This window comes from Pseudomonas sp. SIMBA_068, from assembly GCF_046534705.1.
Taxonomy (GTDB): domain Bacteria; phylum Pseudomonadota; class Gammaproteobacteria; order Pseudomonadales; family Pseudomonadaceae; genus Aquipseudomonas; species Aquipseudomonas putida.
Genome location: NZ_JAWRYI010000009.1, coordinates 150,636 through 176,801, shown reverse-complemented (window position 1 = coordinate 176,801; position 26,166 = coordinate 150,636). Strand labels below are relative to the sequence as shown.

The window sequence follows — 26,166 nt, the reverse complement described above, 5'->3', positions numbered from 1 at the left end:
CGTTGCCGGTGTTCGCGGCTAGAGCCGGTCCCATAGCGCACCCGCTGACTTGCAGTTGATGAGCAAGCTAGTTGCTGCGACAGGGACAGGCATGGGTTAGAAGATTTAATGAGTCTGCCAGACACCGTTGTTACGCTCGCAGTCGGTTCGTGCCTGGCCCAGGCTGGGAGTATCGTAGTAGTAGGTGATCACGCGGGCATCCTTGGGCAAAGCCGGCTTGTCGCCACCGACGGCTTTGGGATTGGCCAGCGCTTCCTGAGTCAAGGGCGCGATGCAGCTGCCAACGCTGCCATCCGCACAGCGCTCTACCTTGCGCTTCTCGCTATTAAGCATGTCCTTGCTCTCGTTGCTGCACGACCAGTTGATCGCTTCTGCAGGCAGATTGCTGTAGCTGTAGCAGGTGTGCCGGTCCACCGGCGTTACCGCATCGCTGGAGGAGCGGGTCAGCACATTGCAAGCTTCGGCCAGGGCTTGGCCACTGGCCAGGCTTGCAACCATCACCATCAGCACAGAAAAGCGCATTTTCCACCTCCAGGGCACAGGGCCCTCGTCAGGTCCTCAAGACGGTCCTGAATCGGTCGACTCGTGATCAGTAGCGGAGGTTCAACGCGCTTGACCAACGGAGAGACCGATGCCGGGTTGAACTTTGCAGCCCCTGGCGTTTCCACCGCATATCAGGCTTTTGGAAGGTCAGCCTTGGCAGGTGGCCGGGCAGGGTGACGATACCCAGCAGTGCAAGGGATGCCTGCCAACCCTGGAGGAAAGCATGGCCAGACATATCATTCATTTCACCGGGCCGATCAATTCGTCGACCTGTGGCAACCTGATCAACACCTGCTCGCGGGCGTTGCAACAGGGCGCCGGGATCCTGCAATTGAACATCGCCACCATGGGCGGCGAATGCAGTTACGGGTTTACCCTGTACAACTTCTTGCGGGCATTGCCGGTAGCGGTGCATACCCACAACCTGGGCACGGTGGAATCCATGGGTAATATTCTGTTCCTGGCGGGGGAGCGGCGCACGGCGTGCAGCTTCAGCAAGTTCCTGTTCCATCCGTTTCACTGGACCTTGCATGGTTCGGTTGACCACGCGCGGATGGCCGAATACGCAATGAGCCTCGATTACGATCTGGAGTTGTATGCGCAGATCGTTGCCGAACGGACCGAGGGTGCGGCGCAGGTGCTGGATGTGCCGCGATACCTGATGGCCCACCCGCGAATTCTGAGCCCACGCGAGGCCCTGGAGAACGGGATGATTCATGCCATCGACGAGATGCCCATCGAGCCGGAGTCAGTTCAGTGGAGTGTGCATGCCTAGCGTTCGCCTTTGCGGGCCTCTTGGCAGGTAAACCCGCTCCCGAGGTTCGGCGACAACATTCCGCGCAGCCTTACCGGACTGACGCCGCAGTGGTTCTGTCGCAAGCCAGTAGCGAGCGGATAAGCGACTTGATTTCACCCTTGAGCCCGGGAGCCTGGTTTAGGTGGGCGAAGCGGTAATCGGCAATTTCATGCCGTGCCTTGGGTTGCGGTGCGTCGGCAAACTCTGCTTCGAATACGTAGTGCATTCGCTCGGGGGTTTCGTGGCGCATCAACAAGGTCAGGGAATCGGCCTGCAACCCGGTCTCCTCGAGCAATTCACGCTCTGCTGCCTGCATGGGCGTTTCGCCAGGTTCAATCTTGCCACCGGGAAGGGTCCAGGCGCCTTTGGACTTTCTCACCCATAACCATTTATGGGTTTGCTTGCCATGTCGGCAGATGATGGTGGCGCGGTCCTTGTTCAACTTCATCAGGCCTCCTGAGCGATGCGCTTGTTTTATGAGGATTCGGCCCTTGGCAGAAACAAACGTTGCGTTTAATCCGACGAACGGTCAAGACAGGGATTTGTCCTTTAATCGCGCACCCCACGCAAACATTTTGTCGGCGTCCTTTTCGTGCCACTGGTCAGCTGCAGTCAAAAGCATTGAGCAGACCCGGCAATCGGCCGCTCGGAACAAAGGCAGGGCACATGCTCATGCGACCAGCCAATCCATCGCAAGGAGAAACCAAATGGCGCAGGACCAAGAGCGAACAAGCCGGCGCGGCGGCACCAAGGAAACCAACCCGGGCAACTTTGCCAACGACCGGGAACGGGCTTCGCGCGCGGGTCACAAGGGCGGGCAGGCTTCTGGCGGCAACTTCGCCAACGACCGCCAGCGTGCTTCGGACGCTGGGCGCAAGGGTGGCCAGAATAGCCACGGCAGCGGTCGCAGTCAGCGGTGAACACCCTTGCTGACACGCAGCGATTCCGGGTTTGCCGACCCGGAATCGCCCATGAACAGGCCTGCTCTGGCACCTGTAACGGCCGCTGGTGCCAATTGTTCGACAAAATTTTGAATCTTCTGGCGATGGCCTGATCAATCAGGGAGTCATCCATGGAGAAGAGGAGGCCCCCTGCGATGCCTAGCCCACAGCTTTACATCATCGATTACCAACTGCATGGCCAACCGCGCAGTTTCATCATTCGCCTGGAACGCCTGGACAATGCCGAGGCCTGGCATTGGGCAAGTTGCGATGCGGGTATCGGCATCATTCCCAAGTTCGGGCGTGAGAAGATCAGGAAGATCAGCCGGCCGATGGCCGAGCGCTACGGGATTACCGCGGTGAGCTGGCGAATTTCGGGGAGCAAGCCGAACCAGTCGGTGGGGGACCCGGCGGCGACGGTCTAACCCGCCATCTGAGCGCCGGCAGCCCCTGACCTATGGTGTCAGCTGCCGGTGTACTTCACCGCAGCAGCCGTACGCGAGCTGACCCCAAGCAGCTTGAGCAGCGACGAGACATGTATGCGCACGGTAAACGGGGAGATATTCAGGGCCTTGGCAATTTCCTTGTTGGTCTTGCCCTGGGCAATCAGCCGGAGTACTTCTTGCTGACGGTGGGTAAGTTGCCCCACTGCACATTCGCCACCGAGGTTGGGCAGCAAGCCTGAGGGCGCATACCTGACCAGCACCTCGCCATTGCGTATGGCGAGGATTGCCGCACCTATCTCATCTGCGGCGATGCTTTTGCCGATGAAGCCATCGACTCCCGTAGCCATCACCTGCTCGACGATAGCGGGGTCGTCGACCATCGACACGATGATCAGCGTGGTGCGTCGAAACTGTTGGCGTAAACGCGCAAGGCACTGGATGTCCACCAGCCCGGGGAAACGCAGGTCGAGGATCAGGGTATCAGGTACTTCCCCGCCATCAGCCAAGGCCATTACTTCATCCAGGTTGCCGGCCTCTTCTATGCAGGCACCCGCAACCACGCGCTTTACAGTGCGTGCCAGGGCTTCCCTGAACAGCGGATGGTCATCCGCCACGATGATGCGACACGTCACGCTTGGCAACTCCCTGTAGCCGCAAGTGTAGAAGGCCATGCTAATTTAGCAGCCTCGGAGAAAGGGTGCTGCCTACGGATGGCAGCAATGCGACCCCGTGCACAGGGAGGCTGGCCATGGACCTGGACAAGAACAACGAACTCGATCAAGCCAACCTGCGCGTGATCGTCGCCTGCTGTGCGCTGGTCTACATGACCGTGCTGGGCTTTCTGCCGGGCAGCTCGCTTGCGCCTTATCTGCCGGTCATCTACTACATCGTCACCTTTGTGCTGGTGTCCATCGGTTTGCGCCAGGCCATTGCCCGTTGGCCCGGGAATTACCCTTGGCGACGGGTACTGGGCATGGTGCATGACTATACCGGTACCTGCTTCGGCCTGGTGGTAGGTGGCGAGGCGGCGTTGCCGATCTATGCGGTGATGGTGTGGGTGAACCTGGGCAACGGCATGCGCTTCGGCTCGCGCTACCTGGCGATTGCCACGGTGTTGGCGCTGGCGGCGTTGCTGGTGGTGTACCAGATCACGCCTTACTGGCAGGCCAACCCGTTCATGGTGTTGATGTTGCTTACCACCAGCACGGTCATCCCGGTGTATGCGCACCTGCTGCTGGAGCGCACGCGCAAGGCCTCTGAACAGGCTGCGGCGGCCAACCGCGAGAAATCCCGCTTCTTGGCGCAGGCCAGCCACGACCTGCGCCAACCAATTCACTCTATCGGCCTGTTCACGGCATGCCTGCGCGAGGCGCAGCTGGGCGAAGAGGAGCGGCGACTGGTGGACAGCATCGACCGCTCGCTGCTCAATGTATCGCAGCTTTTTCGCTCGATTCTCGACCTTTACACCCTGGACAACGGGCGCGTGCAACCGCGCAGCGAGACATTCGCCCTGGCCGGATTTCTGGCGGAGCTGGTGCGTCAGAACACCGAGCCCGCCCGCTGGGCGGGGGTGGAGATACGCTTGCGGCCCTGCGCGTACTGGACGTGCACCGACCGCGGCATGTTGACGACCATGGTGCAGAACGTACTGTCCAACTGTTTCAAATATGCAGCGCATCGCCCGCTGCTGCTGGGGGTACGGCGCTGCGGCGAAGGCCTTGCCATCGTCGTTTATGACCAGGGGCGAGGCATAGACGAAGCGCATCAGCGGCTGGTGTTCGAAGAGTTCTACCGGGTACGCCAGGTACGCGACAACGATGTCGAGGGTGTGGGCCTGGGTTTGTCGATTGTGCGCCGGCTGGGGCATCTGATGGGCCTGACAGTAGAGCTGCGTTCGCGGCCAGGCCACGGCACGGCGGTCAGCCTGCAAGGCTTGCCGCGCCTCAGCGCTCAGCCAGCCCTGGTTGTGGGCGAGCGCTCGCCGGCAGCGGCCGGCCTGCTTGGCGGCTTGCGGGTATGCCTGGTGGAAGACGACCACAATGTGCTGCGGGCGACCTCGGCGCTGCTGCAGCGCTGGGGGTGCGAAGTGGAGGCGCATAGTTCGCCTGCTGGCTTGAGCAGCGATTGTGAAGTGATCGTTGCCGATTATGACTTGGGGCAGGAGGCAACCGGGCTCGACTGCATCGACCAGTTGCGGGCCCAGCGCGGCTGGGACGTACCCGCGTTGATCATGACCGGGCATGACCCGGAGAAGATTCAGGCAGCGGTGCATGAGCGCAATATCGCCGTGCTTTCCAAGCCGGTACGCCCAGCTGAACTGCGTGCGGCCCTGCGCGCATTGCGCGAGGAGCCTGCGGCGCCGGCGCTTTAGACCGGCGCAAGGGCGCAGGGGCTGTGCGTGGGTTATTGCAGGATGACCGCCTGGCCTTCCTTCATGCAGGAGGGCGTTGGCTCGTACAGGCCCATGCCGGCCAACGCGACGATGCCACCGCTGGGCATCTGGCACTCGTACCGGCCTTTGGCGGTGGTGGCGGTGTAGTAGGTGATGGTGCTGTCACTGCGCACGTCGGCGACGTTCGAAACCTTGGTGTTCAGAATGAACTCGGTGCGCTGCTTGAGCGTGTCTTCGGAGGGTTTGATGGTCTGGCAGCCGGCGACGCCGGCCAGGAGGGCGGCACTGAGGACGAGCTTGAGGGCGTGCATGATGCGAGCTTCCTTGGCGTTGTTATCGCTGGACTATAACGCCGAGGGGCGAGGTGGGCGATTAGGGCAGATGTACGAGGTGGCCCTTGGCCTTTATGTAACCTGTGCGTGCCTCTTCGCGGTCCGATCTACCCGCGAAGAGGCACGCGAGGTCAACAAATCACTCAGGCTGTTTCAGCACCAAGGTCAGGATGTCATAGCTGGCCACCAGCTCACCCAGCTGGTTGGTCACCTCCACATCCCACGCCACCACACCCTGCGGCTGGCCCAGCGGGCTGGTCTTGCCCTGGTCGATCTTGCGCTTGCAGGTGAGGCGCGCCTGAATGGTATCGCCGATGCCCACCGGGTTGATGAAACGCAGGGTGTCCAGGCCATAGTTGGCCAGTACTGGCCCGGCGCCAGGCGAGACGAACAGGCCGGCAGCTGCCGACAGAACGAAATAACCGTGAGCAATGCGTTTACCGAACTGCGATTGCTTGGCGGCGATTTCGTCGAAGTGCATGTAGAAGTGGTCACCCGACAGGCAGCCGAAGTTGACCAGGTCTGCTTCGGTGACGGTGCGGCGATGGGTGAGCAGGGATTCACCGATGCGCAGCTGCTCGAAGTAGCGGCGGAACGGGTGCACTTCAGTCTCGATCACTTCACCACCGCGTACGTATTCGCCGGTGACTGCCGTAAGCATGCTTGGCGAGCCCTGTACGGCGGCGCGTTGCAGGTAGTGCTTGACCGCGCGCAAGCCACCCAGCTCTTCGCCGCCACCGGCCCTGCCCGGGCCGCCATGCTTGAGCTGCGGCAGAGGCGAGCCGTGGCCGGTGGATTCCTTGGCGGCTTCGCTGTCGAGTACCAGCAGGCGGCCATGCCAGGCAGCCGCCACCGGAATGGCCTTGGCAGCGATGCTGCGGTCGGCGGTGACCAGTGTCGCCACCAGGCTGCCTTTGCCTCGGGCGGCCAGCGCCAAAGCTTCGTCGAGATCGTCATAGGCCATCAGCGTGCTGACCGGGCCGAACGCTTCGATATCGTGGGCGCCGCCTTCGGCATGCGGATCGCGGGCCTGCAGCAGGGTCGGGGCAAAGAATGCACCCTCGGCCACGCCCTCGCCACGCGGAGCAAAGCCATCGCTGGCGCCGAACAGCTGATCACAACTCTTTAGCAGGCTGCGCACCCGCTCGGCCACGTCGTGCTGCTGGTCGTGAGAGGCCAGGGCGCCCATGCGTACGCCTTCCAGCGACGGGTCACCCACTACCACCTTGCTCAAACGCTCGCGCAAGCGCGTGGCAACGGCGTCGATGTGCTTGGCCGGCACGATGGCGCGGCGGATGGCGGTGCACTTCTGCCCGGCCTTGGTGGTCATTTCACGCACCACCTCCTTGATGTACAGGTCGAACTCTTCGCTGTCTGGCGTTACGTCCGGGCCGAGGATGGCGCAGTTCAGCGAGTCGGCTTCGGCGGTGAACGGTACCGAATTACGTATCAGGTTCGGCGTGACGCGCAATTTGGCGGCGGTATCGGCGGAACCGGTGAAGGTCACCACGTCCTGGCCTTGCAGGCGGTCGAGCAGGTCGCCGGTGCTGCCGATCACCAATTGCAGGCTGCCCTCTGGCAGCAGGCCGGAGGCGTTCATCAGGCGGACGACGGCTTCGGTCAGGTAGCTGGTGGAAGTTGCCGGCTTGACGATGCACGGCATGCCCGCCAGGAAGGTCGGGGCGAACTTTTCCAGCATGCCCCAGATGGGGAAGTTGAAGGCGTTGATGTGCACCGCCACCCCTGCGCGCGGCACCAGGATGTGGCTGCCGGCAAAGTGACCTTGCTTGCCCAGCGGGATGGCCGGGCCCTCGTGTACCAGGTTGCCCGACGGCAGCTCGCGGCTGCCGATGCCGGCATAGGCGAACAACGTGGCGTTGCCGCCTTCGATGTCGATCCAGCTGTCGGCACGGGTGGCGCCGCTATGGTGCGACAGGGTGTACAGCTGCTCCTTGCGTTCGGCCAGGTACAGGGCCAGCGCTTTCAGGCGTGCAGCGCGTTGCTGGAAGTCCATGGCCATCAGGCTGGCCAGGCCGCGAGCACGCGCGAAGTCGACGGCTTCGGCGAAGTCCGGGCGCTCTTCGTGGCTGTAGGCCAGTACGTGGCCGTCGAGGGCGCTGCGCAGGGCCTGGGCGCCGTGCTGGCCGAGCCAGCGGCCGGCGATGAAGCTTTGCAGGGTAGGGGCGGCAGACATGCTGTTCTCCATGCTGTTCAAATGTAAGGGGGCGCTGTTACCACAGCGCCAGGGTGTAGCCGATGATCAGGCGGTTTTCGTCAACGGCGTTGGTCAGGCCATTGCCGGAACGGAAGGTGACGTTGCGCCAGCGCAGGCTGACGTCCTTGAACGGGCCGCTCTGGATGACGTAGGTGATGTCGGTGTCGCGCTCGCGCTCGCGGCCATTGCTGACCGTGGCGGTTTCGGCGTGGCGGCCGTCGGTGTAGCGGGTCATGAAGCTCAGCCCGGGGATGCCCATCGCGACAAAGTCGTAGTCATAGCGCACTTGCCAGGAGTCCAGCCCGGCGCGGGTGAAGGTGTTGTAGGTCACCAGGTTGACGGTGAACGGGTCGCCGCCGTTGACGAACGGGAAGGCACTGTCGCCCGACATCTGTTGCCAGGTGGCGGTGAACTTGTGCGCCCGCACGCCGAGGGTGAACATGGCGTTGAAGTTACGGTTGTCGATGTTGCCGGCAAGCTCGGCGCCGTCGTTGCGGCTGTCGAAGTAGCGCAGGTCGCTGCGCAGGCTCACGCCTTCGCTCAAGGGACGGGTATCGATCAGGCCGACGAACTGCTGGCGGTAGATGTCCTCGAGCTTGGCGTAGTAGTAGCTGACGCTGGTTTGCGGGGTGATGGCGTAGCTGCCACCGCCAAAGTCCAGGTGGTCACTGCTGGCAGCGCCATAGCCGATGTCGTCGCGGCCCGAGGAGTCGCGCAGGTTGGCCTTGGTCAGGCGGCCGGCGTTGAAGGTTAGGCCATCGACATCCTGGCTGGTCAGCAGGCCGCCCTGGAAGGTGGACGCGAGCAGGCGGGTGTCGTTGTAGACCACCACCGGCAAGATTGGCTGCAAGGTGCCCAGGCGCAGGGTGCTTTTGGACACGCGGATTTTGCCGGTCAGGCCCAGTTCGCTGTAATCATCAACCGGTTCGTGGCTGTTCGGGCCGAAGGGCAGCAGCCCGGTATTGCGGCGGTCGCGGCTGGAGTCGAGCTTGATACCCAGCTGGCCCATGGCGTCAACGCCAAAGCCGACCGGGCCCTCGGTGAAGCCGGACTCCAGCTTGGCGGTAAAGCCCTGGCCCCATTCCTCTGCCTTGGCCTGCGGGGCGTTGCTCTGGCGAAAGTCGCGGTTGATGTAGTGGTTGCGCAGCTCCAGCCGTGCGTGGCTGTCGCCGATGAAATCGGCCATCGCCGGCACTGGCCACGCAAGAGTGGCCAGGCAGGCGGCTGACATGAAATGAGTGCGGTTCATTGTTGTTGTTTTACCCGACATGGTTGTTCGTCCCTGAGGTCAGTGCTTGCTGGCGCCGGCAGCGCCGATACCGGTCATGGAGCGGATGAACTGGGCCAGGTAGCGGCCTCGCTCTTCACTGGCACGTTCGGAGCTGTCGGTAACCGAGAACACCCACGCACTGAGGAATGCCAGGCTCATGGAGAACAACGCCGGGTTGCTGTACGGGAACAGCGCTTTCTCGTGATGCAGCACGTTGACCCACACTGCCGGGCCCAGTACCACCAGCAGCACCGCCGACGCCAGGCCGGCCATGCTGCCGCACACCGCGCCGCGAGTGGTCAGGCCCTTCCAGAACATCGAAAGGAGCAGTACCGGGAAGTTGACCGAGGCAGCCACCGCCAGCACCAGGCCGGAGAGGAAGGCGATGTTCTGCGACTCGAACATCAGGCCGAGCAGCACCGCCAGCAGGCCGATCAGCAGGGTGGCAATACGCGATACGCGCATTTCCTCCTGCTCGGTGGCCTTGCCTTGGCGGATCACGCAGGCATACAGGTCGTGGGAGACCGCCGATGCGCCGGACAGCGCCAGGCCGGCGACCACGGCCAGGATGGTGGCAAAGGCCACAGCGGAGATGAAGCCAAGGAACAGGTTGCCACCGACAGCCTGGGCCAGGTGCACGGCGATCATGTTGCCGCCGCCAATGATTGCACCGGTGGCGTCGCGGTAGGACGGCTCGGTGCCGACCATCACGATGGCACCAAAGCCGATGACGATCAGCAGCAGGTAGAAGTAACCGATGAAACCAGTGGCGTAGAACACGCTCTTGCGTGCTTCCTTGGCATCACTGACGGTGAAGAAGCGCATCAGGATATGCGGCAGGCCGGCGGTGCCGAACATCATGCCCAAGCCGAGGGAAATGGCATCCACCGGGTTGGACAGCAGGCCGCCCGGGGCCATGATGGCCTGGCCCTTGGCATGCACGGCCACGGCGCTGGCGAACATGGCCTCGGTGCTGAAGCCAAAGTGCTTGAGCACCATGAAGGCCATGAAGCTGGTGCCCGACAGCAGCATCACCGCCTTGATGATCTGCACCCAAGTGGTGGCGAGCATGCCGCCGAAGGTGACATAGGCAACCATCAGTACACCGACCAGCATCACGGCGTACAGGTAGCTGATGCCGAACAGCAGCTCGATCAGCTTGCCGGCGCCGACCATCTGCGCCACCAGGTACATCAGCGCCACGACCAGGGTGCCGAACGCCGAAGTCAGGCGCACCGGGGTTTGTGCCAGGCGATAACTGACTACGTCGGCAAAGGTGTACTTGCCCAGGTTGCGCAGGCGTTCGGCAATCAGGAACAGAATGATCGGCCAGCCGGCCAGCACGCCCAGGGCATACAACAGGCCGTCATAGCCGTTCATGAACATCATTGCGGAAATGCCCAGGAAGGAGGCGGCGCTGATCATGTCGCCGGCAATCGCCAAGCCGTTCTGCATGCCGGTCAGGCCCCCACCGGCGGTATAGAAGTCGCTGGCCGAGCGGGTGCGCAAGGCCGCCCAGCGGGTGACCAGCAGGGTGAAGCAGACGAACACCATGAACATCGAGATGGCGGTCCAGTTCATTGTGCGCACTCCTGCTTGACCTTTTCGTTGAGCGGGTCGAGCACATTGTTGGCGCGGTGTACGTAGATGCCGGTCAGGGCGAAGGACAGCAGCACCATTAGCACCCCCACCAGCATGCCGACGGTGGTCACACCGCCGCTAAGGGATTGGCCAAGCGTGCTGGGAGAGAACGCCACCAACAGGACGAAGCCGTAGTAGATCACCAGCATGGCCAGGGTCAGGCTGCCGTTGAGGCGGCGCTTACGCCGCACCAGGTGTTGGAAATCGGGATGGTTGGCGATGCTTTCTATGCGTTCGGGTGTCATGGCAAGCGATCTCTTGGTTTTGTAATTGTTTTGTTGAGGTCACGCGGGTGTTGCGGCAAAGGGCCTCTTCGCGGGCGCGCCCGCGAAGCAGGCGGCGCGGTCTTAAAGCTGGTCGAAATCGAGCACCACCGTGTCGCTCACCGGGTAGGTCTGGCACGACAGCACATACCCGGCTGCCACTTCGTAGTCTTCCAAGGCATGGTTGCTGTCCATTTCCACTTCGCCCTCGATCACCCGGCACTTGCAGGTCGAGCACACGCCGGCCTTGCACGAGTAGGGCAGCTCGGCACCGATGGCGTTGCCGGCGTCCAGCACGTTCTGGGTGTTGCGTGGCAAGTCGAAGGTGAGGGCGCGGCCGTCGCTGATCACGGTGATGTGGCTGAGCGCGGAATCCACCTGGCGCGCGGCCTCACGGGCTTCGCGGCGGGTTTCGCTGCCGGCGGCGGCGAACAGCTCGAAGTGGATGCGCTCCTTGCCCAGGCCATTGGCCTGCAGGCTGTCACGTACGGTTTCGGTCATCGCCTGGGGGCCGCAGATGAAGGCGGCGTCCAGGCCTGGCACATCCAGCCAACGGGAGAACAGCTGGCCGCACTTGTCGGCATCGATGCGACCGTTGTACAGGTCGACATCCTGCTGCTCGCGGCTGAACACGAAAATCAGGTTCAGCCGGTCGAGGTAGCGGTTTTTCAGGTCTTCGAGCTTGTCGCGGAACAGCGCGCCAGAGCTGGAGCGGTTGCCGTACAGCAAGGTGAAGCGGCTGTGCGGCTCACTGTCCAGGGTGGTGCCAATAATCGACAGGATTGGGGTAATGCCGCTACCAGCGGCCACGCCCAGGTAATTGCCCTGGCGGGCAGCGTCCAGCGGCACGAAGAAGCTGCCCGCTGGCGGCATCACCTCCAGTTGCTGGCCGGCCTTGAGCACTTCGTTGGCAAACGCCGAGAAACGCCCGCCTGGCACGCGCTTGACGGCCACGCGGAGCTCGCCGTCCTGCACGGCGCTGCAGATAGAGTAAGAGCGGCGGACCTCTTCGTTGTCCAGTTGCGTGCGCATGACCAGGTACTGGCCCTGGGTAAAGCGGAACTGCGCCTGCAGGTGCTCGGGCACGTCGAAGGCAATCGAAACCGCATCACGGGTTTCGTTGCGCACTTGCTTGATGGTCAGGCTGTGAAACTGGCTCATGGCGTTCTCCACGGCTCAAATGCATTTGAAATAGTCGAACGGCTCCAGGCACTCGCGGCAGCGGTACAGCGCCTTGCAAGCGGTGGAACCGAACTGGCTGAGCAATTCGGTATGGGCGCTGCCGCACTGCGGGCAGCACACTTGGGGTGCTTCTCCTAGCAGGCTGCGCTTGCTGGCGCTGCCTTGCGGCGGAGCGATGCCGTAGAGGCGCAGGCGCTCGCGGCCCAGCGCGCTGATCCAGTCGGTGCTCCAGGCCGGGGTCAACCGGCGCTCAAGATCCGGTGCGGGGAAGCCCGCCTGCTCCAGCGCCTGGCGGATATCACCCTCGATCACCTCAGTGGCCGGGCAGCCGGAGTAGGTCGGCGTGACCACCAGGTGCAGGTGGCCGGCGCGCCAGTCGAGGTCGCGGACTATTCCCAGGTCGACCACGCTGACCACAGGCACTTCCGGGTCCATGACCTGGGCAAGGACCTCCCAGGCCCGGGCCAGGTCGTCGCCGCGTGGCGGCCGCGCGCCACGGTCGCCGGCAATCAGCTCACCAGGTTGCATCGGGGTATGCCCTGGGCAGGAACTGCATCTCGGCCAGCAGCAGGCCCAGGTGCTCGGTGTGCAGGCCTTTGCGACTGTCCAGGTAGAAGTGGCTGGCAGCCTTGGGCAGCGGCAGCTCGACCGAAGCGAAAGTCTCGCTCACCTGTTTGAGCCACGCGGCACCCACAGTTGCCGGGGCGGCGGCAATACCCGCTTCGGCCAACCGCACCTCGTTGTCGCTGGCGGCCGTCAGTTCGACGGTGAAGCGCCACAGTGCCGGAATGGCGGCGAGCATGCGTTGGCGGCTTTCTTCTGTACCGCCCCCCATGCGCTGTACCCACTCGCTGGAACGGCGCAGGTGGTAGGTGACTTCCTTGAGTGCCTTGGCGGCGATACCGGCGATACGCTCGTCGCGGGACCCGACCAAGCCCTGTAGCACGGCGAAGTGCCAGGCGTCGTAGAGGAACTGCTTGGTCATGGTCACGGCGAAATCACCGTTGGGTTGCTCGACCAGCAGCAGGTTGCGGTAGGCGCGCTCGTCTCGGCGGAAGGCCAGGGCGTCGGCGTCGCGACCGTCGTCAAGCACTTCGGCTGCGTATTCCAGCCAGTTGCGCGCCTGGCCGACCAGGTCGAGGCCAACGTTCATCAGGGCCAGCTCTTCTTCGATGGCAGGGGCGTGGCCACACCATTCGCAGAGGCGCTGGCCTTGGACCAGGGCACTGTCGCCGAGCAGCAACAGGTAAGGGATCAGGGCTTCGTTGTGCATGGCCAACCTCACATGTGTCCGACTTCATCGGGCAGCTCGTAGAAGCTGGCATGGCGGTAAACCTTGTCGTCCGAAGGAGCGAACAGCGGGTCTTTCTCGTCGGGGGAGGAGGCGGTGATCAGCGCCGAAGGCACCACCCACAGGCTGACGCCCTCGCTGCGGCGGGTGTACAGCTCGCGGGCATTTTCGATGGCCATGGCGGCATCGGCGGCGTGCACGCTGCCGACATGCTTGTGGTTAAGGCCGTGCTTGCTGCGCACGAACACTTCGTAGAGGGTCCAGACAGACATTTTCGATCTCCGCATCAATCGCCGCTCAGGCGGCGTTCTTGTTCTGTTGCTTGCGCGCGTAGGCCACGGCGGCCTCGCGTACCCAGGCGCCGTCCTCGATGGCTTTGCGGCGGGTGGCGACACGTTCCTGGTTGCACGGGCCGTTGCCCTTGATCACTTCGTAGAACTCGTCCCACTGGATTTCGCCGAAGTCGTAGTGACCGCGCTCGGCGTTCCACTTCAGTTCCGGGTCGGGGGCGGTGCAGCCGAGCAGTTCGAGCTGCGGCACGGTCTGGTCGATGAAACGCTGGCGCAGTTCATCGTTGGTCTGGCGCTTGATCTTCCAGGCCATGGACTGTGCGCTGTTCGGGGAGTGTTCGTCGCTGGGGCCGAACATCATCAGCGATGGCCACCACAGGCGATTGATCGCGTCCTGGACCATGTCGCGCTGGGCCTGTGTGCCGTGACGCATCATGGTCAGGAGGATTTCGTAGCCCTGGCGCTGGTGAAAGCTCTCTTCCTTGCAGATACGGACCATTGCGCGGGAGTAGGGGCCATAGGAGGTGCGCTGCAGCACCACCTGGTTGACGATTGCGGCCCCATCCACCAGCCAGCCCACTGCGCCCATGTCGGCCCAGCTGAGGGTGGGGTAGTTGAAGATGCTCGAATACTTCGCCTTGCCGCTGTGCAGCTTGGCGATCTCCTCGTCGCGGTCGGCGCCCAGGGTCTCCATGGCGCTGTACAGGTACAGGCCGTGGCCGGCCTCGTCCTGGATCTTTGCCATCAGTTGCAGCTTGCGCTTGAGGCTAGGCGCGCGGGTGACCCAGTTACCTTCGGGCAGCATGCCGACGATTTCCGAGTGGGCGTGCTGGGAAATCTGCCGGATCAAGGTCTGGCGGTAGGCCTCGGGCATCCAGTTCTTGGCTTCGATCTTGATTTCGGCGTCGATCTTTTCCTGGAAGTTGCGTTCCTCGGGGGACATTTCTTCCAGCGACTTGACGCGCTTGACTCCGGTTTCCACTAGCTGTGCGTACATGTGGTGCGACTCCTGCTAAGGCATGAGTCATTTGTAAGCGATACAAAACATAACGTCAAACAGTATTAGGTGTATCAGATAAGATTTGTGTATCGCTTTTCGGCCTCTTCGCGGGTAAACCCGCTCCCACAGGGGTTGCGCGGCACCTGCAAGCGCGCATAAAACGCAAAAAAAAGCCCCGGACTATGCCGGGGCCGAAAAGGCAGCCGAATGAATCAGCTGGCCAACCGTTTGTCGTACACGTGGCACGCCTTGCCCTCGGAACGCTTGAGCGTGCCGCAAGGCTGCAGGTGCACCTGGGTGCTGATGCCGATGTAGGTCTTGATCTGTTTGCTCAGCTCCCCGATAACCAGCTTGCGCTGGCCTTCATCGAGGTGCTGGCACTCCGCACGCAACTCAACATGCACCTCTACGCTGTCCAGGTTGCCGTTGCGATACAAATGAACCTCATACATCTCGGAAAGTTGTTTTATTTTTAATACCTGTTCCTCGATCTGGGTCGGGAACACATTGACGCCGCGAATGATCAGCATGTCGTCACTGCGCCCGGTGATCTTGCCGATCCGCCGCATCGGCCTGGCGGTGCCGGGCAGCAGGCGGGTGAGGTCACGGGTGCGGTAGCGCACCATCGGCAGCGCCTCTTTGCTTAGCGACGTGAACACCAGTTCGCCCAGCTGACCGTCTGGCAATACTTCGCCGGTGACCGGGTCGATGATTTCGGGGTAGAAGTGGTCTTCCCATATGGTCGGGCCGTCCTTGGTTTCGATGCATTCCATGGCCACCCCGGGGCCCATGATTTCCGACAAACCATAGATGTCGAGGGCATTGATGCCCAGGCGCTGCTCGATCGAGCGGCGTAGTTCATCGGTCCAAGGTTCGGCACCGAAAATGCCCAGGCGTAGCTTGAGGTCATGCGGGTCGATGCCCTGGCGCTCAATCTCGTCGGCCAGGTTGAGCATGTAGGACGGTGTGACCATGATGATGTCGGGCTGAAAGTCGCGGATCAGCTGCACCTGCTTCTCGGTCTGGCCACCCGACATCGGGATTACCGTACAGCCCAGGCGCTCGGCGCCGTAGTGCGCACCAAGCCCGCCAGTGAAAAGCCCATAGCCGTAGGAAACATGCACCTTGTCGCCCTTGCGTCCGCCGGCCGCACGGATCGAGCGCGCCACGACGTTGGCCCAGGTGTTGATGTCATTCTGGGTGTAACCGACCACCGTCGGCTTGCCGGTGGTGCCGCTGGAAGCATGCAGGCGCACCACCTCTTCCTGGGGGACGGCGAACATCCCGTAGGGGTAGTTGTCGCGCAGGTCGTTCTTGCCGGTGAAGGGGAACTTCGCCAGGTCTTCCAGGCACGTGAGGTCGTCGGGGTGGGCGCCGCATTCGGCAAAGCGCTGGCGGTACAGCGGCACATTGTCGTAGGCGTGCTTCAAGCTCCAGCGCAGGCGCTCCAGCTGGTGCTGGCGCAGGGCGTCGACACTGGCGGTTTCCATCGGGTCCAACAGGGCACGGTCGGCATCATGGTACATGTTCATGGCTTCACTCGAATTGTTCTTGTACGCCGCGCGCCAGCGGTTGCAAGCCACGCGGTGAGTGTCATGAGCGCAGCATATACGGCTGCGTTCGGTTCGGTAACAGGCTGATGGTCTGACCCGCTCAGAGGCGCTCGATGACCATGGCTATGCCTTGGCCAACCCCGATGCACATGGTGCAAAGGGCATAGCGCCCGGCGGTTACTTCCAGCTCGTGGAGGGCGGTTGTAACCAGACGGGCACCACTCATGCCCAGTGGATGTCCGAGGGCGATGGCTCCGCCGTTGCGGTTGACCCGGGGGTCGTCGTCGGCCAGGCCCAGCTCGCGCAACACTGCCAAGCCCTGGGCGGCGAACGCTTCGTTGAGTTCGATGACGTCCAGGTCGGCCAACGACAATCCCGTAAGCTCAAGCACCTTCCGGGTTGCGGGTACCGGGCCGATGCCCATCAGCCGTGGCTCAACGCCGGCCACCGCCATGCCGACGATACGACCGCGGGCTTTCAGGCCATGGCGCCGGGCAGCGGCGCTGCTGGCCAGCAGCAGTGCACAGGCGCCGTCGTTGACGCCGGAGGCATTGCCGGCGGTGACGCTACCGCCCTCACGGAATGGCGTGCCGAGGCGGGCCAGTTGTTCCAGCGTCGTGTCGCCGCGCGGATGCTCGTCGTGCTCCACCCGTTTGGCCGGTCCTTTACGCTGCGGGATCTCGACCGGTACGATTTCTTGCGCCAGGCGGCCGCAGGCCTGAGCTGCAGCCGCCTTGTGCTGGCTGCGCAGGGCGAAGGCATCCTGATCGACGCGGGAAATGCCAAACTGTTCAGCCACGTTCTCGGCAGTTTCCGGCATCGAATCGGTGCCGTAGGCAGCCTTCATCAGTGGGTTGACGAAGCGCCAACCGATGGTGGTGTCGAACAACTCCGCTGCGCGGCCGAACGCCTGCTCCGACTTACCCATCACGAAGGGTGCACGCGACATCGACTCTACGCCGCCAGCCAGCATCAGCCCGGCTTCACCGCAGCGCAGGGCGCGGGCCGCGTTGCCGATGGCGTCCAGGCCGGAACCACACAGTCGGTTGATCGTGGTCCCGGGCACTTCCATCGGCAGCCCGGCCAGCAGGCTGGCCATGTGCGCCACGTTGCGGTTGTCTTCGCCGGCCTGGTTGGCACAGCCGAGGATCACGTCGTCGATCGCTTTCCAGTCAAGCTCGGGGTGGCGCTGGATCAAGGCCTTCAGCGGGATGGCGGCGAGGTCGTCGGCACGTACGCCGCTCAAGGCCCCGGCATAGCGGCCGATGGGGGTGCGCACGGCGTCGATGATCAAGGCATCGGCGAGGTTGTGTTCAGTCATCTTGCGTCTCCTGCGCCAGCACGGTGCCGCGCACTTTGTAGGATTTGCCATGGAACATCGCCACCAGCTCACCGCGCTGGTTGTGGATGCGCACGTCGTACAGGCCGGTGCGGCCTTTGCGGCTGACCTCGCTGGCGTCGGCGGTGAGCACGTCATCGCGCAATGCCGGGGCCAGGTAGTCAATGCTGCAGCCCAGCGCCACGGTGGCCTGGTCATAGCTGTTACAGGCAAAAGCAAACGCCGAGTCGGCCAGGGCGAAAAGGAACCCGCCATGGCACGTGCCGTGACCCTGGATCATGTCGGCGCGTACCGTCATACGCAGGCTTGCCCGGCCCGGGCCGGCATCCAGCAGGCTGATGCCCAGGCCCTGGGTGGCCGGGTCGCGGGCATACATGGCGTCGGCACAGGCTTGTGCCAGTTCGAGTTCAGTCATGCAGGGTGCCTCCTTTGGCCTCGCAGCGACGTAACAACAGGGAAGGGCGGTAGCGGCTCTCGCCATAGCTGCGCTGCAGGTTGTCGAGCACGCGCAGGGTGTGGGCAATACCGATGTTGGTCGCCCAGGCCAGCGGGCCGCAGGGGTAATTGACACCGGCGCGCATGGCCAGGTCGATGTCGGCGGCGCTGCCGACGCCCTGCAGCACTGCATCGGCGGCCTCGTTGGCGAGCATTGCCACGGTGCGCAGTACCACCAGGCCGGGCAGGTCGGCGACCGCAGTAACCTTGAGGTCGGCCCGCTGCAGCAGGGCCACAGCCTGGTCGCGAGCGGTTTCGCTGGTATCGGCCGACCAGCTGATGGCAATACGCGAGGCTGTGTTGTAGTCCAGCGCGAGATCGAGCAGGACCAGATTGCGCAGGCCATCTTCACGGGCGCGCTGGCTGGCGAGGCGGCCATCGGATAGTGCCAGTGTGGCATCACCGACCAGGATCACGCCGCTGCCGGCGCGCTGGGTGACGGCAATGCCGTTACGGCGCAGGCGTTCGGCCAGTGGCTGCAGCACACCCAGATGCCCCTCGATAACACAGGCTTCGGCGGTGGCGGGGCTGTGCAGTTCGGCCGGCGCTGGGCGCTGCGCGCCTTCGGCGTAGCTATAGAAGCCTTGGCCACTCTTGCGGCCGAGGCGGCCGGCATCCACCAGCTCTTTTTGCATTAGTGAAGGCTGGAAGCGGAAGTCCCCATAGAACGCATCGAACACTGAGCACGTAACGGCGTAGTTGACGTCGTGGCCGATCAGGTCGGTAAGCTCGAAGGCCCCCATGCGGAAGCCACCCGCATCGCGAAGCAGCGCATCAAGGCTGGCGCAGTCCGCTGCGCCTTCCTGTAGCAGGCGCAGGCTCTCGGCATAGAAAGGCCGTGCCACACGGTTGACGATAAAGCCCGGTGTCGAGCGCGTGTGCACCGGCTGTTTGCCCCAGGCCTGGGCGGTGTCGTAGATACACGCGGCCACTGCCGGTTCGGTTGCCAGGCCTGACACCACCTCGACCAGCGCCATCAGCGGTGCCGGGTTGAAGAAGTGCATGCCCACCACCTGCTGCGGGCGTGCAAGGCCTGCAGCCAGGCTGGTAATGGACAGCGACGAAGTGTTGCTGGCCATGATGCAATCAGCCGTGCACAGAGCTTCTAGCTGGCTGAAGAGCGCCTGCTTGACCTGCAGGTTCTCGACGATGGCTTCGATCACCAGGCCGGCATCAGCCAATGCTTCGAGCGTGTCGACCGGGCATAGCCGAAGGCTGATCATTTCGCGCTCTACGGCCTGCAGCTTGCCTTTTTCCACGAGCCGGGCGAGTTGCCGTTCTATACCGGTCACTGCCTGGGCGGCAGCCCCCGGGCGGTTGTCGTAAAGCTTTACCGGGTGACCGGCCTGGGCTGCGACCTGGGCGATGCCGGCGCCCATGGCACCGGCACCGATCACCGCTACTTGCACTGTGCTTGCGAGTGCGCCCATGTTCAGCGCCCCTTGAATGCGGGTGTGCGCTTGTTCATGAAGGCGCTCACGCCTTCACGGTAGTCCTCGCTGCGCCCGGCCAAGCGTTGCAGGTCGCGCTCGAGTTCCAGTTGTTCATCGAAGCCGTTGTCGAAACTGGCATTGAGGCTGCGCTTGATCAGCGCAAGGCCATAGGTGGGCTGGCTGGCGAGCTGGCGAGCGAGGGTGAGGGCTTCGTCGCGCAGTGCGGCATCGTCCACCACGCGGTGGATCAGCCCCCATTGCTGGGCCTGTTCGGCACCAAGCCGCTCGCCCAGCATGGCCAGTGCTTTAGCCCGCGCCATGCCGACCAGGCGCGGCAGCAACCAGGTACCACCAGAGTCCGGCACCAGGCCGATCTTGCAAAATGCCTGAATGAAGCTGGCCGATCGGGCGGCCAGCACCAGATCGCAGGCCAGTGGGATGTTGGCACCGGCGCCGGCGGCCACACCATTTACCGCACAGATCACCGGCAGCGGCAGGTCGCGCAGGGTGCGTACCAACGGGTTGTAGAACTTGTCGATCGATTCGCCCAGGTCTGGCACCTCGGCGTCTGGGGCGACGTTACGGTCGGACAGGTCCTGGCCGGCGCAAAAGCCGCGGCCCTCAGCCGTCAGCAACAGCACCCGTGCATCACTGCTCTGGCGAACTTGCTTGAGGGCTTCGCGCACTTCAAGGTGCATGGCGGCGTTGAAGCTGTTCAGTTGCTCGGGGCGGTTCAAGGAGAGGAAGGCGACGCCGTCCTCGATGGAAAACAGGATGTGCTGGAAAGTCATGACAGACTCGCTCCGTCAGTCGAGGGGTAAATGATCAGCGGCCTTGGAAGCGCGCCGGGCGCTTTTCCTGAAAGGCCCGAATGCCTTCGTCACGGTCGGCGGTGCCGGCCAGCAGGGTGAATGCATGGCGTTCGAAGCGCAGGCCACTGGCCAGGTCGGTATCACCGGCCTTGAGCAGCGCCTCTTTTGCCAGGCGCACTGCCAGCGGCGCCTTGGCGGCGATGTTGCGGGCGATCTGCATGGCGCGTTCTACGGTGAATTCGGGCTGGGTTATTTCGCTGACCAGGCCGGCTTGCTGGGCGTGACGGGCGGTGATGGCTTCGCCGGTCAGCACCATCTGCATGGCCAGCGGCTTGCCGACGGCACGCAACAGGCGCTGTGTGCCGCCAGCACCGGGGATGATGCCGAGGTTGACCTCCGGCTGGCCGAAGCGGGCGTCGGTACCGGCGATGACGATGTCGGCACACATCACCAATTCGCAACCGCCACCCAGGGCGTAGCCGTTGACCGCCGCAATCAGCGGCTTGGCAAACGCGGCGATACGTTGCCAGTGGGCTACTCGAGGGTCGTTGAGGATGCCGACCAGGTCGCGCTCGGCCATTTCGCGGATGTCAGCGCCTGCGGCGAACGCCTTGCGGCTGCCGGTGAGCACCACAGCGCCTATCTGGTCATCCCGGGCGGCTGCGTCGAGCGCAGTGGCCAGCTCTGCCAGTAACTCGGTACACAGGGCGTTCAGTGCCTCGGGCCGTTGCAGGGTAATGAGCTGAACGCCGTTTTCCGGCGCCGGCACATCGAGATATCGCGGCATGTCGGGTTCCTCTGGCTGCACGCACGGCACATCGTGGGGCCGGCATTTCTTGGAATTGTTTGCAGGGGCGTGACGCTGGATCACGACCAGGTGGGGGTCAGTATATGCATTACGTGATACGTGAATGCAATACTGGAAATTGTTTCGTGTATCTCTTTATGCGAACTATAGTGTTGCTGTCGTGCAGTGAAAATGACGTATTCGGCGCTGATCATGGCGAATTCGCTGATCTTATTGCCATTTTTGCAGGAAAAGCCTAGCGAATAGAAAGCGATACACGACCACGCCGATTGACGACCAAATATTTTTTGATACAAGATCGGGTGCCATTTCAAATCATTTCTGGAGCTTCCATGCCTTGCTATCGACTGGACGGCTTGACGCCTGTGGTTCACCCCACAGCCTATGTGCACCCAAGCGCAGTACTGATTGGCGACGTCATCGTCGGCCCACGTTGCTACATAGGGCCCTTGGCATCGCTCAGGGGTGATTTCGGCCGCATCGTGCTGGAAGAGGGCGCCAACTTGCAGGACACCTGTGTAATGCATGGTTTTCCGGGTGGCGACACGGTGGTAGAACGAAACGGACATGTCGGTCATGGCGCTGTGCTGCACGGCTGCAAAGTGGGCGAGGACGCCTTGATCGGCATGAACGCAGTGGTGATGGATGGCGCCCATGTCGCACCACGCTGCATCGTCGCGGCGACGGCGTTCGTCAAAGCCGGCTTCGCATGTGAAGCGCAAAGCCTGGTGATGGGGTCGCCGGCCCAGGTCAAACGGCCCTTGAGCGAACAGGAGTTGGCCTGGAAGCAGCGCGGTACGGCGGAGTATCAGCACCTGGCGCAGCGCTGCATGAACAGCATGGTCGAATGCCCGCCATTGGCCGAAGCCGAACCAGGGCGCCCGCGCATGGAAGATACCGGTGTCCGACCCAAAGGCCAGGCTTCGGCATGAGCCTGGTAGCGTCACGCAATGGTCAGGCGGCCCGCCGCACAGGTATAGTCGGTGCTTTATCCGCGCACAGTTCGCCCATGAGCAATCTTGCCCCACTGAACAACCTGATCACTCGCTTTCAGGAGCAGACGCCAATCCGCGCCAGCTCACTGATCATCACCTTGTACGGCGATGCCATCGAGCCCCATGGGGGGACCGTCTGGCTGGGTAGCCTGATCAACCTGCTGGAGCCGATCGGCATCAACGAACGACTGATCCGCACGTCGATCTTTCGCCTCACCAAAGAGGGTTGGCTCACCGCTGAAAAGGTTGGCCGACGCAGTTACTACAGCCTGACGGGCACTGGCCGCCGCCGTTTCGAAAAAGCCTTCAAACGTGTCTACAGCCCGAGCCAGCCGGCCTGGGATGGCGCCTGGACGCTGGTGTTGCTGTCGCAGCTTGAGGCCGGCAAGCGCAAGGCCTTGCGTGAAGAGCTGGAATGGCAGGGGTTTGGCGCCATGGCGCCGAACCTGCTTGGCTGCCCACGGGCAGACCGCGCTGATCTGACCGCAACCTTGCGTGACCTGGAAGCCAGCGACGACAGTATCGTCTTCGAAACCCACACCCAGGAAGTGCTCGCGTCCAAGGCCATGCGCGCACAGGTGCGGGAGAGCTGGCGTATCGATGAGTTGGGGCAGCAGTACAGCGAGTTCATCCAGCTGTTCAGGCCGCTGTGGCAGAGCCTGAAAGAGCAGCAATTGCTCGATGCGCAAGATTGCTTCCTGGCGCGCACCCTGCTGATTCACGAGTACCGGCGCCTGCTGTTGCGCGACCCGCAACTGCCAGACGAGCTGCTGCCAGGGGATTGGGAGGGAAGAGCTGCGCGGCAGTTGTGCCGTAACCTGTATCGGCTGGTGTTTGCCAAGGCAGAGGAGTGGCTGAATGCGGCGCTGGAGACGGCCGACGGGCCTTTGCCGGATGTGAACGAGGGTTTCTACCAGCGCTTTGGCGGGCTGGCCTGAACAAAAATGCTACAGCCAGGGCAATTGCAGGGCCACTGGTGGGCTGGCTGCCGTCGTGTCGCTTCCTTTGTAGTGAGCTGCCCAATACTGTCTCAACGGCCTCTAGAAGGTGCTGCTGAGCAGCCAACCGAACACGCCGCAGCCCAGGACAACCAACCATGCCGGCCACTTCCAGAACATCAGGGCCATCAAGGCGATCAGCGCCCATGCCAAGTCTGCTGGCTTGGCGATGGCGCTCGTCCACACCGGTTGGTACAAGGCAGCCAGCAGAAGTCCGACCACGCCGGCGTTTACCCCGGCAAGCGCTGACTGGCTGCGGGCGCTGCGCCGCAGTGTTTCCCAGAAGGGAACCACACCGATCACCAACAGGAAGGAGGGGGTGAAAATGGCGAGAATGCCAACGGTCGCGCCCACCCAGCCGGATGGCTGCACGCTCATCGAGGCGCCCAGAAAGGCTGCAAACGTGAAGAGTGGGCCCGGTATGGCCTGCGCCAGGCCATAACCTGCCAGAAAGGTGTCATTTGCGACCCAGCCATTGGCTACTGTGGCCGACTCCAGCAACGGTAGAACGACATGCCCGCCGCCGAATACCAGTGAGCCTGCGCTATAAAAGGCGTTGACCATTGCCAGTGCTTGCGAGGGCCAGATGCGGGTCAATAGCGGCAAGCCGATCAACAAGGCAAAGAACACTACCAGCGCAGCCAGCCCGGCCTTTCGGCTGACTGAAAACGGCAGCTCTTCCCCTGCAGGGGAGCCCGGAGGCTTGAGCAGGATCAAGCCTGTGATGGCCGAGCCTGAGATCACGGCTATTTGCCCGATTGCGTTGGGTAACAACAGCGCGGTACAGGCAGCGAACAGGGCGATGGTTACCCGTGCAACATCGGTGCAAAGGCTACGTGCCATGCCCCACACCGCCTGGGCCACCACGGCAACTGCGACGATTTTCAGGCCGTGCAACAGGCCACTTGGGGCGCCACCTCCCCATGCACCCAGGCCCTGAGCACACAGCGTCAACAGGATGGCCGATGGCAATGTGAACCCTGCCCACGCGGCGACAGCGCCCGCGAACCCCGCCCGCGAAAGGCCCAGAGCAATGCCGACCTGGCTGCTGGCGGGGCCGGGAAGCAGTTGGCACACGGCGACCAGCTCGGCATAACTGCGCTCACTGAGCCACTGGCGGCGCGCGACAAATGCTTCACGAAAGTAACCCAGATGCGCGATGGGGCCACCGAAAGACGTCAGCCCCAGGCGCAAGAACACCAAAAACACCGACCAGGCAGAGTCGCTGGGCTTCACGCCGCACTGAGTGTGTTCTGACAAGGCAGGCTCCTTGGGCTAGTGACGCTGTGGTTTTTTAGTTCGGACAGCCTGCCATGAGGCCTGTCGTAGCGCGTAAATCCTGCGCCGACCGCGCGGCGCCCGTATTCCCAGGGACTGAAGATCTTGCGCCAAGCCCCCCTGACTACCCGTACTCATTTGTGCGAATTTTGGTGTTCGCCACCTACGCTGTCCAGAGTCGTGATCAGCAAGAGGCAGCATGAGCGATCTCCCTACCGTTGCTACCGTCTTGTCCATGGTGCTGGGCCTTTGTGTCACACGCCTGCCTCTGGGGGCGCTGACTGTCTTCCGTATTCGGCGCAACGCAACCCCAGACTCGGTTGCCGTGGCCTGGGCGGTCATGCTCTTCACCACCCAGATGGTGGGGTGAGCGAAATCTGGCGCTGCGCATGAAAAATCTATGCAGTATTAGCGCAATATCTATACAAGATGCTATCGTTGTACAGTATTTACGCGTGCTCGAGGTCAGTATGGCGCACCGTGGTCGTTGGGCTTGCCTCTGTCTGCTACTGGCTGCCTTTTCGGCGGTGGCGGGCTGGAGGGCGGATCTGCCTGGGGCGCAACGGCTTGGGAGTGGTGAGTTCACCTGGTTTGGTCTGCGTCTGTATACAGCGCAATTATGGACAGCAGGGCAAGTTCATGACTGGAACCAGCCATTCGCCCTTGAGCTCCTCTACCACCGTTCCTTGTCCAGGGACACCTTGGTACAGGCCAGCCTCGAGGAAATGCGCCGCCTCAACGGTGGCAGCATAACGCCGCAACAACGCACGGCGTGGACCCGCGGGATTGAAGAGGCATTCGTGGATGTGCGCCCCGGCATGCGCATTACCGGCTTGTACCTGCCGGGGCAGGGCTGCCGCTTTTACGTCGACGGTAAATTCAGCCGCGAAATCGCCGACCCGGTCTTTGCCAGGGCGTTTTTTGCCATCTGGCTCGACCCCGGAGCCCGGGATACACAACTGCGCCAGCGCCTGCTTGGGCTGGCTGGCAACGACTGAGGAACATGAACATGTACAAAGTGCTGTTGCTGGTGTCCTGCCTGCTTCTGGGCAGCTGTGGCAATGTCGGTGTCGAGCACTATGCCAAGGAGCAACCGAAACTGGACCTGGCTGCATTCTTCTCGCGACCGGTGCAGGCCTGGGGGATGTTCCAGAAGCGTTCCGGGGAAGTGGTCAAGCGCTTCCACGTACGTATCGACAGCCGCCGCGAAGGCGAGCGGCTGATCCTCGACGAACATTTTCTCTACAGCGATGGCACTCGCCAGCAGCGGACCTGGACACTGGTGCCAGACGGCCCTGGCCGCTGGCGGGGTACCGCTGGGGACGTGATCGGCGAGGCGCGCGGCGAGGTGGCGGGTAACGCGCTGCGATGGCGGTACCAGTTGGACCTGCCAGTTGACGGGCGGCACTGGCAGGTAGACCTGGACGACTGGATGTACCTCATGGATGACGACACGCTGATCAACCGTTCAAGCATGAGCAAGCTGGGCGTTGAAATCGGCCAGATCACCCTGTTCTTCCGCCGCCTGCCAGAGGGCACACCATGAACCTGATCGCGCTTACCCAGCTGGTCTCGACCGGCGAAGCAAAGGAACTTGAACTGCTGTCGCTGGAGGGTGGCTTCTACCTCCTGCGTGCCTTGACCGACGCCGGCCCTGTGACATTGAGCGATGCCCATGGGCAGCCCGTTCGCGTGCGCTCCACTACCGAGCTACGGCAGCTGTTGGCCGACCTGCCAACCGTGCCCTGCATGCTGGTACAGCAGGTGGTGCATGATGAGATGTGCGGGCAACGTGACGGCCCCATTGCGCCGCTGCGCGTACCGGTAACGCTCACCAGCCAATGGTAGCCTGA

At 62.9% G+C, this 26,166-nt stretch carries 29 protein-coding genes and 1 pseudogene; 10 read left to right on the top strand and 20 right to left on the bottom strand.

All coding sequences use genetic code 11. The annotated features are described in order from the left end of the window. Positions 1-105 precede the first annotated feature (105 nt). Positions 106-522 carry a hypothetical protein gene (locus SB756_RS20675; protein WP_341795550.1) on the bottom strand — a complete coding sequence of 139 codons (417 nt, stop codon included), beginning with the start codon at positions 520-522 and terminating at the stop codon, positions 106-108. Between the two features lie 244 nt (positions 523-766). Here SB756_RS20675 and SB756_RS20670 point away from each other — a divergent pair, with 244 nt between their 5' ends. Next, a complete protein-coding gene (locus SB756_RS20670) occupies positions 767-1,318 on the top strand; it encodes an ATP-dependent Clp protease proteolytic subunit (protein ID WP_410911642.1) in 552 nt (183 codons plus the stop codon). A gap of 70 nt (positions 1,319-1,388) precedes the next feature. Here SB756_RS20670 and SB756_RS20665 read toward each other — a convergent pair whose 3' ends face one another. Beyond that, positions 1,389-1,787 (bottom strand): NUDIX hydrolase, encoded by a 399-nt coding sequence (locus tag SB756_RS20665; RefSeq protein WP_341795552.1) that lies wholly within the window; start codon positions 1,785-1,787, stop codon positions 1,389-1,391. Positions 1,788-2,046: 259 nt separating this feature from the next. Between SB756_RS20665 and SB756_RS20660 the strand changes: the two genes are divergently transcribed. Together SB756_RS20660 and SB756_RS20655 are read left to right on the top strand one after the other, a co-directional pair. Next, positions 2,047-2,259, top strand: coding sequence for a general stress protein (locus SB756_RS20660; RefSeq protein ID WP_341795553.1), 213 nt, complete (start codon positions 2,047-2,049; stop codon positions 2,257-2,259). 176 nt (positions 2,260-2,435) lie between these two features. Beyond that, on the top strand, positions 2,436-2,705 hold the full coding sequence (locus SB756_RS20655; protein ID WP_016499664.1) for a DUF6555 family protein: 270 nt from the start codon (positions 2,436-2,438) through the stop codon (positions 2,703-2,705). 38 nt (positions 2,706-2,743) lie between these two features. Here SB756_RS20655 and SB756_RS20650 read toward each other — a convergent pair whose 3' ends face one another. Continuing rightward, positions 2,744-3,358, bottom strand: a complete 615-nt coding sequence (locus SB756_RS20650; protein WP_410911640.1) for a LuxR C-terminal-related transcriptional regulator — start codon at positions 3,356-3,358, stop codon at positions 2,744-2,746. A 116-nt stretch (positions 3,359-3,474) separates the two neighbouring features. Between SB756_RS20650 and SB756_RS20645 the strand changes: the two genes are divergently transcribed. After that, on the top strand, positions 3,475-5,097 hold the full coding sequence (locus tag SB756_RS20645) for a hybrid sensor histidine kinase/response regulator (RefSeq protein ID WP_410911639.1): 1,623 nt from the start codon (positions 3,475-3,477) through the stop codon (positions 5,095-5,097). Positions 5,098-5,129: 32 nt separating this feature from the next. Here the strand turns inward: SB756_RS20645 and SB756_RS20640 are convergent, their stop codons facing one another. The 16 genes and pseudogenes from SB756_RS20640 to paaF all read right to left on the bottom strand — a co-directional run bounded on the left by SB756_RS20640 (position 5,130) and on the right by paaF (position 21,021). Then, on the bottom strand, positions 5,130-5,429 hold the full coding sequence (locus SB756_RS20640; protein WP_341795556.1) for a hypothetical protein: 300 nt from the start codon (positions 5,427-5,429) through the stop codon (positions 5,130-5,132). A 160-nt stretch (positions 5,430-5,589) separates the two neighbouring features. After that, a complete protein-coding gene (gene paaZ, locus SB756_RS20635; protein ID WP_341795557.1) occupies positions 5,590-7,644 on the bottom strand; it encodes a phenylacetic acid degradation bifunctional protein PaaZ in 2,055 nt (684 codons plus the stop codon). Between the two features lie 37 nt (positions 7,645-7,681). Continuing rightward, complete coding sequence (locus SB756_RS20630) at positions 7,682-8,914, bottom strand: OprD family porin (protein WP_410911637.1); 1,233 nt, start codon at positions 8,912-8,914, stop codon at positions 7,682-7,684. A 39-nt stretch (positions 8,915-8,953) separates the two neighbouring features. Continuing rightward, positions 8,954-10,522, bottom strand: a pseudogene (locus tag SB756_RS20625) (cation acetate symporter); the annotation flags it as partial. Beyond that, on the bottom strand, positions 10,513-10,821 hold the full coding sequence (locus SB756_RS20620) for a DUF485 domain-containing protein (RefSeq protein WP_016499671.1): 309 nt from the start codon (positions 10,819-10,821) through the stop codon (positions 10,513-10,515). The pseudogene SB756_RS20625 and the gene SB756_RS20620, both read right to left, overlap by 10 nt. Before the next feature lie 102 nt (positions 10,822-10,923). Continuing rightward, positions 10,924-12,000, bottom strand: a complete 1,077-nt coding sequence (gene paaE / locus SB756_RS20615; protein WP_410911636.1) for a 1,2-phenylacetyl-CoA epoxidase subunit PaaE — start codon at positions 11,998-12,000, stop codon at positions 10,924-10,926. A gap of 15 nt (positions 12,001-12,015) precedes the next feature. Next, on the bottom strand, positions 12,016-12,549 hold the full coding sequence (gene paaD, locus SB756_RS20610) for a 1,2-phenylacetyl-CoA epoxidase subunit PaaD (RefSeq protein WP_132845513.1): 534 nt from the start codon (positions 12,547-12,549) through the stop codon (positions 12,016-12,018). After that, positions 12,536-13,294 carry a 1,2-phenylacetyl-CoA epoxidase subunit PaaC gene (paaC, locus tag SB756_RS20605; protein WP_341795560.1) on the bottom strand — a complete coding sequence of 253 codons (759 nt, stop codon included), beginning with the start codon at positions 13,292-13,294 and terminating at the stop codon, positions 12,536-12,538. Before paaC ends, paaD begins: the two co-directional genes overlap by 14 nt. Before the next feature lie 8 nt (positions 13,295-13,302). After that, on the bottom strand, positions 13,303-13,584 hold the full coding sequence (gene paaB, locus SB756_RS20600; protein WP_004374528.1) for a 1,2-phenylacetyl-CoA epoxidase subunit PaaB: 282 nt from the start codon (positions 13,582-13,584) through the stop codon (positions 13,303-13,305). A 25-nt stretch (positions 13,585-13,609) separates the two neighbouring features. Then, positions 13,610-14,599, bottom strand: a complete 990-nt coding sequence (gene paaA, locus SB756_RS20595; protein ID WP_049276226.1) for a 1,2-phenylacetyl-CoA epoxidase subunit PaaA — start codon at positions 14,597-14,599, stop codon at positions 13,610-13,612. A gap of 215 nt (positions 14,600-14,814) precedes the next feature. Further along, positions 14,815-16,134 carry a phenylacetate--CoA ligase PaaK gene (paaK, locus tag SB756_RS20590; protein WP_410911634.1) on the bottom strand — a complete coding sequence of 440 codons (1,320 nt, stop codon included), beginning with the start codon at positions 16,132-16,134 and terminating at the stop codon, positions 14,815-14,817. Between the two features lie 121 nt (positions 16,135-16,255). Next, a complete protein-coding gene (gene pcaF / locus SB756_RS20585; protein WP_410911632.1) occupies positions 16,256-17,476 on the bottom strand; it encodes a 3-oxoadipyl-CoA thiolase in 1,221 nt (406 codons plus the stop codon). Next, the gene (gene paaI, locus SB756_RS20580) at positions 17,469-17,909 is read right to left on the bottom strand and encodes a hydroxyphenylacetyl-CoA thioesterase PaaI (RefSeq protein WP_264363306.1); all 441 of its coding nucleotides are present in this window, start codon (positions 17,907-17,909) and stop codon (positions 17,469-17,471) included. Before paaI ends, pcaF begins: the two co-directional genes overlap by 8 nt. After that, entirely contained in the window at positions 17,902-19,419 is a 1,518-nt protein-coding gene (gene paaH / locus SB756_RS20575; RefSeq protein WP_410911630.1) for a 3-hydroxyacyl-CoA dehydrogenase PaaH, read from the bottom strand. The genes paaI and paaH overlap by 8 nt, the downstream gene beginning before the upstream one ends. Positions 19,420-19,421: 2 nt before the next feature. Further along, positions 19,422-20,213, bottom strand: a complete 792-nt coding sequence (gene paaG, locus SB756_RS20570; RefSeq protein ID WP_410911628.1) for a 2-(1,2-epoxy-1,2-dihydrophenyl)acetyl-CoA isomerase PaaG — start codon at positions 20,211-20,213, stop codon at positions 19,422-19,424. 34 nt (positions 20,214-20,247) lie between these two features. Further along, positions 20,248-21,021: a 2,3-dehydroadipyl-CoA hydratase PaaF gene (gene paaF / locus SB756_RS20565; protein WP_410911626.1), complete on the bottom strand. Its 774-nt coding sequence runs from the start codon at positions 21,019-21,021 to the stop codon at positions 20,248-20,250. 353 nt (positions 21,022-21,374) lie between these two features. On the opposite strand from paaF, the gene paaY reads away from it, so the two are divergent. After that, positions 21,375-21,974: a phenylacetic acid degradation protein PaaY gene (paaY, locus tag SB756_RS20560; protein WP_016499682.1), complete on the top strand. Its 600-nt coding sequence runs from the start codon at positions 21,375-21,377 to the stop codon at positions 21,972-21,974. Between the two features lie 77 nt (positions 21,975-22,051). Further along, on the top strand, positions 22,052-22,975 hold the full coding sequence (gene paaX, locus SB756_RS20555; RefSeq protein WP_410911625.1) for a phenylacetic acid degradation operon negative regulatory protein PaaX: 924 nt from the start codon (positions 22,052-22,054) through the stop codon (positions 22,973-22,975). 102 nt (positions 22,976-23,077) lie between these two features. Here paaX and chrA read toward each other — a convergent pair whose 3' ends face one another. Continuing rightward, positions 23,078-24,295 carry a chromate efflux transporter gene (gene chrA / locus SB756_RS20550; RefSeq protein WP_410911623.1) on the bottom strand — a complete coding sequence of 406 codons (1,218 nt, stop codon included), beginning with the start codon at positions 24,293-24,295 and terminating at the stop codon, positions 23,078-23,080. A gap of 217 nt (positions 24,296-24,512) precedes the next feature. Between chrA and SB756_RS20545 the strand changes: the two genes are divergently transcribed. From SB756_RS20545 to SB756_RS20530, 4 genes are all read left to right on the top strand, one after another. Further along, on the top strand, positions 24,513-24,683 hold the full coding sequence (locus tag SB756_RS20545) for a hypothetical protein (protein ID WP_341798942.1): 171 nt from the start codon (positions 24,513-24,515) through the stop codon (positions 24,681-24,683). A gap of 100 nt (positions 24,684-24,783) precedes the next feature. Beyond that, the gene (locus SB756_RS20540; protein WP_410911621.1) at positions 24,784-25,311 is read left to right on the top strand and encodes a chalcone isomerase family protein; all 528 of its coding nucleotides are present in this window, start codon (positions 24,784-24,786) and stop codon (positions 25,309-25,311) included. 11 nt (positions 25,312-25,322) lie between these two features. Continuing rightward, positions 25,323-25,859 carry a DUF3833 domain-containing protein gene (locus SB756_RS20535; RefSeq protein ID WP_341798883.1) on the top strand — a complete coding sequence of 179 codons (537 nt, stop codon included), beginning with the start codon at positions 25,323-25,325 and terminating at the stop codon, positions 25,857-25,859. Next, entirely contained in the window at positions 25,856-26,161 is a 306-nt protein-coding gene (locus tag SB756_RS20530) for a DUF6482 family protein (protein ID WP_016499695.1), read from the top strand. The genes SB756_RS20535 and SB756_RS20530 overlap by 4 nt, the downstream gene beginning before the upstream one ends. The last annotated feature ends 5 nt before the right edge of the window (positions 26,162-26,166 follow it).

Excerpts from the sequence above, each read along its gene's own strand:
- SB756_RS20660 (WP_341795553.1), top strand. The coding sequence starts at position 2,047 with ATGGCGCAGGACCAAGAGCGAACAAGCCGGCGCGGCGGCACCAAGGAA.
- SB756_RS20670 (WP_410911642.1), top strand. The coding sequence starts at position 767 with ATGGCCAGACATATCATTCATTTCACCGGGCCGATCAATTCGTCGACC.
- SB756_RS20630 (WP_410911637.1), bottom strand. The coding sequence starts at position 8,914 with ATGAACCGCACTCATTTCATGTCAGCCGCCTGCCTGGCCACTCTTGCG.
- paaZ (WP_341795557.1), bottom strand. The coding sequence starts at position 7,644 with ATGTCTGCCGCCCCTACCCTGCAAAGCTTCATCGCCGGCCGCTGGCTC.
- paaY (WP_016499682.1), top strand. The coding sequence starts at position 21,375 with ATGCCTTGCTATCGACTGGACGGCTTGACGCCTGTGGTTCACCCCACA.
- SB756_RS20655 (WP_016499664.1), top strand. The coding sequence starts at position 2,436 with ATGCCTAGCCCACAGCTTTACATCATCGATTACCAACTGCATGGCCAA.
- SB756_RS20665 (WP_341795552.1), bottom strand. The coding sequence starts at position 1,787 with ATGAAGTTGAACAAGGACCGCGCCACCATCATCTGCCGACATGGCAAG.
- SB756_RS20675 (WP_341795550.1), bottom strand. The coding sequence starts at position 522 with ATGCGCTTTTCTGTGCTGATGGTGATGGTTGCAAGCCTGGCCAGTGGC.
- paaI (WP_264363306.1), bottom strand. The coding sequence starts at position 17,909 with ATGACTGAACTCGAACTGGCACAAGCCTGTGCCGACGCCATGTATGCC.
- paaD (WP_132845513.1), bottom strand. The coding sequence starts at position 12,549 with ATGCAACCTGGTGAGCTGATTGCCGGCGACCGTGGCGCGCGGCCGCCA.
- paaB (WP_004374528.1), bottom strand. The coding sequence starts at position 13,584 with ATGTCTGTCTGGACCCTCTACGAAGTGTTCGTGCGCAGCAAGCACGGC.
- SB756_RS20540 (WP_410911621.1), top strand. The coding sequence starts at position 24,784 with ATGGCGCACCGTGGTCGTTGGGCTTGCCTCTGTCTGCTACTGGCTGCC.
- SB756_RS20640 (WP_341795556.1), bottom strand. The coding sequence starts at position 5,429 with ATGCACGCCCTCAAGCTCGTCCTCAGTGCCGCCCTCCTGGCCGGCGTC.
- SB756_RS20545 (WP_341798942.1), top strand. The coding sequence starts at position 24,513 with ATGAGCGATCTCCCTACCGTTGCTACCGTCTTGTCCATGGTGCTGGGC.
- pcaF (WP_410911632.1), bottom strand. The coding sequence starts at position 17,476 with ATGACTGAACACAACCTCGCCGATGCCTTGATCATCGACGCCGTGCGC.
- paaK (WP_410911634.1), bottom strand. The coding sequence starts at position 16,134 with ATGAACATGTACCATGATGCCGACCGTGCCCTGTTGGACCCGATGGAA.
- SB756_RS20620 (WP_016499671.1), bottom strand. The coding sequence starts at position 10,821 with ATGACACCCGAACGCATAGAAAGCATCGCCAACCATCCCGATTTCCAA.
- SB756_RS20645 (WP_410911639.1), top strand. The coding sequence starts at position 3,475 with ATGGACCTGGACAAGAACAACGAACTCGATCAAGCCAACCTGCGCGTG.
- paaX (WP_410911625.1), top strand. The coding sequence starts at position 22,052 with ATGAGCAATCTTGCCCCACTGAACAACCTGATCACTCGCTTTCAGGAG.
- paaA (WP_049276226.1), bottom strand. The coding sequence starts at position 14,599 with ATGTACGCACAGCTAGTGGAAACCGGAGTCAAGCGCGTCAAGTCGCTG.
- paaF (WP_410911626.1), bottom strand. The coding sequence starts at position 21,021 with ATGCCGCGATATCTCGATGTGCCGGCGCCGGAAAACGGCGTTCAGCTC.
- paaH (WP_410911630.1), bottom strand. The coding sequence starts at position 19,419 with ATGGGCGCACTCGCAAGCACAGTGCAAGTAGCGGTGATCGGTGCCGGT.
- SB756_RS20535 (WP_341798883.1), top strand. The coding sequence starts at position 25,323 with ATGTACAAAGTGCTGTTGCTGGTGTCCTGCCTGCTTCTGGGCAGCTGT.
- paaG (WP_410911628.1), bottom strand. The coding sequence starts at position 20,213 with ATGACTTTCCAGCACATCCTGTTTTCCATCGAGGACGGCGTCGCCTTC.
- SB756_RS20530 (WP_016499695.1), top strand. The coding sequence starts at position 25,856 with ATGAACCTGATCGCGCTTACCCAGCTGGTCTCGACCGGCGAAGCAAAG.
- paaC (WP_341795560.1), bottom strand. The coding sequence starts at position 13,294 with ATGCACAACGAAGCCCTGATCCCTTACCTGTTGCTGCTCGGCGACAGT.
- paaE (WP_410911636.1), bottom strand. The coding sequence starts at position 12,000 with ATGAGCCAGTTTCACAGCCTGACCATCAAGCAAGTGCGCAACGAAACC.